This is a genomic window from Oleomonas cavernae, assembly GCF_003590945.1.
Taxonomy (GTDB): Bacteria; Pseudomonadota; Alphaproteobacteria; order Zavarziniales; family Zavarziniaceae; genus Zavarzinia; species Zavarzinia cavernae.
On the sequence record NZ_QYUK01000013.1, the window covers coordinates 1 to 7012 of the forward strand.

The 7012-nt window shown below is 66.2% G+C and carries 8 protein-coding genes and 1 pseudogene; 5 read left to right on the forward strand and 4 right to left on the reverse strand.

The features are described from left to right. The 5 genes and pseudogenes from dctP (D3874_RS25140) to D3874_RS25155 all read left to right on the forward strand — a co-directional run. On the forward strand, positions 1–530 hold a 530-nt coding region (gene dctP / locus D3874_RS25140), incomplete at its 5' end, for a TRAP transporter substrate-binding protein DctP (protein ID WP_199699349.1). Next, complete coding sequence (locus D3874_RS29680) at positions 527–748, forward strand: type 2 periplasmic-binding domain-containing protein (RefSeq protein WP_199699350.1); 222 nt, start codon at positions 527–529, stop codon at positions 746–748. The genes dctP (D3874_RS25140) and D3874_RS29680, both read left to right, overlap by 4 nt. Then, positions 748–1308, forward strand: coding sequence for a TRAP transporter small permease (locus tag D3874_RS25145; protein ID WP_119779398.1), 561 nt, complete (start codon positions 748–750; stop codon positions 1306–1308). Before D3874_RS29680 ends, D3874_RS25145 begins: the two co-directional genes overlap by 1 nt. Continuing rightward, positions 1305–2639, forward strand: a complete 1335-nt coding sequence (locus D3874_RS25150) for a TRAP transporter large permease (RefSeq protein ID WP_233560361.1) — start codon at positions 1305–1307, stop codon at positions 2637–2639. Before D3874_RS25145 ends, D3874_RS25150 begins: the two co-directional genes overlap by 4 nt. Before the next feature lie 73 nt (positions 2640–2712). Beyond that, positions 2713–3482, forward strand: a pseudogene (locus tag D3874_RS25155) (malonyl-CoA decarboxylase domain-containing protein); the annotation flags it as partial. On the opposite strand, the gene D3874_RS25160 reads toward D3874_RS25155, so the two are convergent. From D3874_RS25160 to dctP (D3874_RS25175), 4 genes are all read right to left on the reverse strand, one after another. Beyond that, on the reverse strand, positions 3443–4354 hold the full coding sequence (locus D3874_RS25160) for a malonyl-CoA decarboxylase domain-containing protein (RefSeq protein WP_119782491.1): 912 nt from the start codon (positions 4352–4354) through the stop codon (positions 3443–3445). The pseudogene D3874_RS25155 and the gene D3874_RS25160 overlap by 40 nt on opposite strands. A gap of 13 nt (positions 4355–4367) precedes the next feature. After that, positions 4368–5702: a TRAP transporter large permease gene (locus D3874_RS25165; protein ID WP_233560361.1), complete on the reverse strand. Its 1335-nt coding sequence runs from the start codon at positions 5700–5702 to the stop codon at positions 4368–4370. After that, positions 5699–6259, reverse strand: coding sequence for a TRAP transporter small permease (locus tag D3874_RS25170; protein ID WP_119779398.1), 561 nt, complete (start codon positions 6257–6259; stop codon positions 5699–5701). The genes D3874_RS25165 and D3874_RS25170 overlap by 4 nt, the downstream gene beginning before the upstream one ends. Continuing rightward, positions 6259–7012, reverse strand: a 754-nt coding sequence (gene dctP, locus D3874_RS25175; protein ID WP_119782492.1) for a TRAP transporter substrate-binding protein DctP, incomplete at its 5' end; no start/stop codon positions are given. The genes D3874_RS25170 and dctP (D3874_RS25175), both read right to left, overlap by 1 nt.

Below are 7012 nucleotides of genomic sequence, written 5' to 3' on the forward strand. Positions count from 1 at the left end.
GGTGCCTTGGACCTCAGCCTCTACCCGATCTCCTATGCCGGGGCGAGGTGAAGGAGCTGAACATCGGCCTGATGCCGGCACTGGTCTCGTCCTACGACCAGGCGGTGCGCTGGAAGAAGGCGGCGATCGGCCAGGCCTTCACCAAGATCCTGGAGGAGAAGGGCGTCGTCATCGTCGCCTGGGTCTGGCAGGCGGGCGGCATCGCCAGCCGCACCGGCGCCGTGGTCAACCCCGCCGACGCCGCCGGCCTGAAGATCCGCGGCGGCTCGCGCGAGATGGACCTGATGCTGAAGGAGGCCGGCGCCGCCGTCGTCACCATGCCGTCCAACGAACTCTACATCGCCATGCAGACCGGGGCGGTGGACGCGGCCATGACCTCGTCGACCAGCCTGATCTCGTTCCGGCTGGAGGAACTGGCCAAGAACCTGACCACGGGCCGCGACCGCGCCTTCTGGTTCATGCTGGAACCCTTGATCATGTCCAAGGCGATCTTCGACGCCCTGCCCAGAACCAGCGTGACGCGATCATGAAGGCCGGCGAGGAGGCCGAGACTTTCGGCCAGGAACAGGCCAAGAAGGACGATGCGGCCGTGGCCGAGATCTTCGGCAAGGCGGGGGCGGGCATTCACGACATCGACAGTGCCGCGCTGGAGAAATGGAAGGCGATCGCCGCTGCCAGCGCCTGGAAGGATTACGCCGACAAGGGCGAGAGCTGTGCCGAACTGCTGAAGCTGGCGGAGGCCGTGTGATGTCCCACGGCTTCGAACTGGCCAAGGTCGAGCCGGAACGCCTGGACGCGGCCGCCTTCCCGGTGGCCGCCGCCTTCGACCACGCGCTGAAACTGGTGAACAAGGTGGTCTACGTCGTCTCGTCGCTGGCGATCGTGGCGGCCTCGCTGATCCTGACCTCGTCGGTGATCGTGCGCTATGTGTTCCACGCGCCGACCGACTGGCAGGACGAAGCCTCGGTCTTCCTGCTGGTCGGCGCCATCTTCATGTCGGCGGCGGGCGTCCAGGCCGTGCGCGGCCATGTCGCCATCGATCTGTTCGCCAACCGGTTGGGGCTGGTCGGCGAACGGATCCGCCGGGTGATCATCGACGTGGCCTCGCTGGCCTTCTGCGCCTTCTTTGCCTGGAAGAGCTGGATGCTGTGCCACGAGGCCTGGGTCGACGACCAGGTGACCTCGTCGACCTGGGGCCCACCCCTGTGGATCCCCTATGCGGTGATGAGCATCGGCATGACCCTGCTGTGCCTCCAGATCACCTTGCAGGTCTTCACCGCGAAAGCCCATGGGGGAAAACGGTCATGAGCGAAGCAGCCATCGGCATTCTCTATGGCGGCGCGACCCTCGTCGCCTTCCTCTCGGGCCTGCCCATCGCCTTTGCCCTGGGCGTCGTGGCGATCGCCTTCATGGCCGTTTTTATGCCCACGGCCTCGCTCGACATGGTGACGCAGAACGTCTACGAGGAAATGTCCTCGATCATCCTGCTGACCATCCCGCTGTTCATCCTCAAGGGGGCCGCGATCGGCAAGTCCAAGGCCGGCCTCGACCTCTATTCGGCCCTGCATGCCTGGATGCACAAGATCCCGGGCGGCCTTGCCATCGCCAATGTCTTTGCCTGCGCGGTCTTTGCCGCCATGGCCGGCTCGTCGCCCGCGACCTGCGCCGCCATCGGTTCCGCCGGCATCCCCGAGATGCGCCGGCGCGGCTATTCTGGCTCGTTTGCCGCGGGCGTGATCGCCGCCGGCGGCACCCTCGGCATCCTGCTGCCGCCCTCGGTCACCATGATCTTGTTCGCCGTGGCGGCCGAGCAGTCGCTGGGCCGGCTGTTCCTCGCGGGGATCGGGCCGGGCCTGTTGCTGGTCTCCATGTTCGCGGTCTATGCCGCCTGGCGCTTCCGCCGGGAATATGCCCAGGCGAAGAAGGTCTACCAGGGTGGCGGGCCGGCCTCGCCGCTGCTGGCCGAGGATAGCTACAGCCTGCGCGACAAGATGTCGGCCCTGCCGCGGGTGCTGCCCTTCGTGGTGCTGCTGACCGGCGTCATGATCGCGCTCTATGGCGGCTTTGCCACGCCGTCGGAAACCGCGGGCCTGGGCGCCATCCTGGCCCTGGTGCTGATCGCCATCGTCTATGGCGCCTGGCGGTTGAAGGACCTGGAGCCGATCTTCACGGCCACGCTCAAAGAGTCGACCATGCTGATGCTGATCGTCGGCATGTCGCTGCTCTATGCCTATGTCATGAGCTATCTGCACATCAGCCAGAGCGCCGCCCAGGGGATCGTGGCGATGGAATTGCCGCGCTGGGGCCTGCTGGCGGTGATCCTGGTCTTCGTCGTCGTCCTGGGCTTCTTCCTGCCGCCGGTGTCGATCATCCTGATGACCGCGCCGATCATCCTGCCGCCGCTGAAGGCCGCCGGCTTCGACCTGGTGTGGTTCGGCGTGGTCATGACCATCGTCATGGAGATGGGCTTGATCCACCCGCCCGTCGGCCTCAACATCTTCGTGATCAGGAACATCGCACCGGACATTCCCTTGCGCGACGTGATCTGGGGCACGATTCCCTTTGTCGGGCTGATGCTGTTCGCCACCGTGCTCTTGTGCTTCGTCCCGGGATCGCCACGTGGTTGCCTGATCATTTGATGGGAACCGTGCCATGAGTTCATCGGGCTTTTTCAGCGGGCTGATGCAGACGATCTCGACCCGCAGCCGGGCGATGTTCGCGCGCAAGGATCCGCTGGCCCTGACCGCCGACGTGCGGCCCGACTTTGCCGTGCTGTTCGAGGCGCTGCTGTCGGGCCGGGGCGAGGCCTCGGGGGTGGCCCGGGCGCGTGAGATCCTGGACCTGTGGCAGGCGGTGGACGACGTGCAGAAGCGCGACTTCCTGTGCCTGCTGGCGCGGGATTTCGGCCCGCCACTGGACCGGCTGGAGGCGGCGATCGATGCCTATCGCGCCGAACCCGGCCCGGCCACTTTGGGCAATCTGCACAAGGTCTCGGAGCCACGGCGGCAGGAGTTGCTGCGCCGCCTGAACCTGGCGCCGGGCGGCATCATCACCCTGGTCGCCATGCGCGAATTCCTGCTGCAGGCCAAGCGCGACGAGCCCATCCTCGACGCCCTCGACGATGATTTCGAACATCTGTTCTCGAGCTGGTTCAACCGCGGCTTCCTGGTCCTGCAGCGCATCGACTGGTCGACCCCGGCCAATGTGCTGGAGCGCATCATCCGCTACGAGGCGGTGCACCAGATCCATGGCTGGGACGAGTTGCGCCGTCGCCTCGCCCCGCCCGACCGCCGGCTCTATGCCTTCTTTCACCCGCAACTGATCGAAGACCCGCTGATCTTCGTCGAGGTCGCGCTGGCACAGGACATTCCGGCAACCATCCAGGGGTGCTGGCCGAACAGCGCGACCAGGTCGACCCCGCCCGGGCGACCACCGCGGTGTTCTATTCGATCTCGAACACCCAGGTCGGCCTCAAGGGCATCTCCTTCGGCAATTTCCTGATCAAGCAGGTGGTCGAGGAACTGCGCCGCGAACTGCCGACCTGGGTGTTCGAGATCGAATAGAACACCGCGGTGGTCGCCCGGGCGGGGTCGACCTGGTCGCGCTGTTCGGCCAGCACCCCCTGGATGGTTGCCGGAATGTCCTGTGCCAGCGCGACCTCGACGAAGATCAGCGGGTCTTCGATCAGTTGCGGGTGAAAGAAGGCATAGAGCCGGCGGTCGGGCGGGGCGAGGCGACGGCGCAACTCGTCCCAGCCATGGATCTGGTGCACCGCCTCGTAGCGGATGATGCGCTCCAGCACATTGGCCGGGGTCGACCAGTCGATGCGCTGCAGGACCAGGAAGCCGCGGTTGAACCAGCTCGAGAACAGATGTTCGAAATCATCGTCGAGGGCGTCGAGGATGGGCTCGTCGCGCTTGGCCTGCAGCAGGAATTCGCGCATGGCGACCAGGGTGATGATGCCGCCCGGCGCCAGGTTCAGGCGGCGCAGCAACTCCTGCCGCCGTGGCTCCGAGACCTTGTGCAGATTGCCCAAAGTGGCCGGGCCGGGTTCGGCGCGATAGGCATCGATCGCCGCCTCCAGCCGGTCCAGTGGCGGGCCGAAATCCCGCGCCAGCAGGCACAGGAAGTCGCGCTTCTGCACGTCGTCCACCGCCTGCCACAGGTCCAGGATCTCACGCGCCCGGGCCACCCCCGAGGCCTCGCCCCGGCCCGACAGCAGCGCCTCGAACAGCACGGCAAAGTCGGGCCGCACGTCGGCGGTCAGGGCCAGCGGATCCTTGCGCGCGAACATCGCCCGGCTGCGGGTCGAGATCGTCTGCATCAGCCCGCTGAAAAAGCCCGATGAACTCATGGCACGGTTCCCATCAAATGATCAGGCAACCACGTGGCGATCCCGGGACGAAGCACAAGAGCACGGTGGCGAACAGCATCAGCCCGACAAAGGGAATCGTGCCCCAGATCACGTCGCGCAAGGGAATGTCCGGTGCGATGTTCCTGATCACGAAGATGTTGAGGCCGACGGGCGGGTGGATCAAGCCCATCTCCATGACGATGGTCATGACCACGCCGAACCACACCAGGTCGAAGCCGGCGGCCTTCAGCGGCGGCAGGATGATCGGCGCGGTCATCAGGATGATCGACACCGGCGGCAGGAAGAAGCCCAGGACGACGACGAAGACCAGGATCACCGCCAGCAGGCCCCAGCGCGGCAATTCCATCGCCACGATCCCCTGGGCGGCGCTCTGGCTGATGTGCAGATAGCTCATGACATAGGCATAGAGCAGCGACATGCCGACGATCAGCATCAGCATGGTCGACTCTTTGAGCGTGGCCGTGAAGATCGGCTCCAGGTCCTTCAACCGCCAGGCGCCATAGACGATGGCGATCAGCACCAGGGCCAGGATGGCGCCCAGGCCCGCGGTTTCCGACGGCGTGGCAAAGCCGCCATAGAGCGCGATCATGACGCCGGTCAGCAGCACCACGAAGGGCAGCACCCGCGGCAGGGCCGACATCTTGTCGCGCAGGCTGTAGCTATCCTCGGCCAGCAGCGGCGAGGCCGGCCCGCCACCCTGGTAGACCTTCTTCGCCTGGGCATATTCCCGGCGGAAGCGCCAGGCGGCATAGACCGCGAACATGGAGACCAGCAACAGGCCCGGCCCGATCCCCGCGAGGAACAGCCGGCCCAGCGACTGCTCGGCCGCCACGGCGAACAAGATCATGGTGACCGAGGGCGGCAGCAGGATGCCGAGGGTGCCGCCGGCGGCGATCACGCCCGCGGCAAACGAGCCAGAATAGCCGCGCCGGCGCATCTCGGGGATGCCGGCGGAACCGATGGCGGCGCAGGTCGCGGGCGACGAGCCGGCCATGGCGGCAAAGACCGCGCAGGCAAAGACATTGGCGATGGCAAGGCCGCCCGGGATCTTGTGCATCCAGGCATGCAGGGCCGAATAGAGGTCGAGGCCGGCCTTGGACTTGCCGATCGCGGCCCCCTTGAGGATGAACAGCGGGATGGTCAGCAGGATGATCGAGGACATTTCCTCGTAGACGTTCTGCGTCACCATGTCGAGCGAGGCCGTGGGCATAAAAACGGCCATGAAGGCGATCGCCACGACGCCCAGGGCAAAGGCGATGGGCAGGCCCGAGAGGAAGGCGACGAGGGTCGCGCCGCCATAGAGAATGCCGATGGCTGCTTCGCTCATGACCGTTTTCCCCCATGGGCTTTCGCGGTGAAGACCTGCAAGGTGATCTGGAGGCACAGCAGGGTCATGCCGATGCTCATCACCGCATAGGGGATCCACAGGGGTGGGCCCCAGGTCGACGAGGTCACCTGGTCGTCGACCCAGGCCTCGTGGCACAGCATCCAGCTCTTCCAGGCAAAGAAGGCGCAGAAGGCCAGCGAGGCCACGTCGATGATCACCCGGCGGATCCGTTCGCCGACCAGCCCCAACCGGTTGGCGAACAGATCGATGGCGACATGGCCGCGCACGGCCTGGACGCCCGCCGCCGACATGAAGATGGCGCCGACCAGCAGGAAGACCGAGGCTTCGTCCTGCCAGTCGGTCGGCGCGTGGAACACATAGCGCACGATCACCGACGAGGTCAGGATCAGCGAGGCCGCCACGATCGCCAGCGACGAGACGACGTAGACCACCTTGTTCACCAGTTTCAGCGCGTGGTCGAAGGCGGCGGCCACCGGGAAGGCGGCCGCGTCCAGGCGTTCCGGCTCGACCTTGGCCAGTTCGAAGCCGTGGGACATCACACGGCCTCCGCCAGCTTCAGCAGTTCGGCACAGCTCTCGCCCTTGTCGGCGTAATCCTTCCAGGCGCTGGCAGCGGCGATCGCCTTCCATTTCTCCAGCGCGGCACTGTCGATGTCGTGAATGCCCGCCCCCGCCTTGCCGAAGATCTCGGCCACGGCCGCATCGTCCTTCTTGGCCTGTTCCTGGCCGAAAGTCTCGGCCTCCTCGCCGGCCTTCATGATCGCGTCACGCTGGTTCTGGGGCAGGGCGTCGAAGATCGCCTTGGACATGATCAAGGGTTCCAGCATGAACCAGAAGGCGCGGTCGCGGCCCGTGGTCAGGTTCTTGGCCAGTTCCTCCAGCCGGAACGAGATCAGGCTGGTCGACGAGGTCATGGCCGCGTCCACCGCCCCGGTCTGCATGGCGATGTAGAGTTCGTTGGACGGCATGGTGACGACGGCGGCGCCGGCCTCCTTCAGCATCAGGTCCATCTCGCGCGAGCCGCCGCGGATCTTCAGGCCGGCGGCGTCGGCGGGGTTGACCACGGCGCCGGTGCGGCTGGCGATGCCGCCCGCCTGCCAGACCCAGGCGACGATGACGACGCCCTTCTCCTCCAGGATCTTGGTGAAGGCCTGGCCGATCGCCGCCTTCTTCCAGCGCACCGCCTGGTCGTAGGACGAGACCAGTGCCGGCATCAGGCCGATGTTCAGCTCCTTCACCTCGCCCCCGGCATAGGAGATCGGGTAGAGGCTGAGGTCCAAGGCACCCTTT

Coding starts and splice junctions, on each gene's coding strand:
- D3874_RS29680 (WP_199699350.1), top strand. CDS start 527: ATGAAGGCCGGCGAGGAGGCCGAGACTTTCGGCCAGGAACAGGCCAAG.
- D3874_RS25145 (WP_119779398.1), top strand. CDS start 748: ATGTCCCACGGCTTCGAACTGGCCAAGGTCGAGCCGGAACGCCTGGAC.
- D3874_RS25150 (WP_233560361.1), top strand. CDS start 1,305: ATGAGCGAAGCAGCCATCGGCATTCTCTATGGCGGCGCGACCCTCGTC.
- D3874_RS25160 (WP_119782491.1), bottom strand. CDS start 4,354: ATGAGTTCATCGGGCTTTTTCAGCGGGCTGATGCAGACGATCTCGACC.
- D3874_RS25165 (WP_233560361.1), bottom strand. CDS start 5,702: ATGAGCGAAGCAGCCATCGGCATTCTCTATGGCGGCGCGACCCTCGTC.
- D3874_RS25170 (WP_119779398.1), bottom strand. CDS start 6,259: ATGTCCCACGGCTTCGAACTGGCCAAGGTCGAGCCGGAACGCCTGGAC.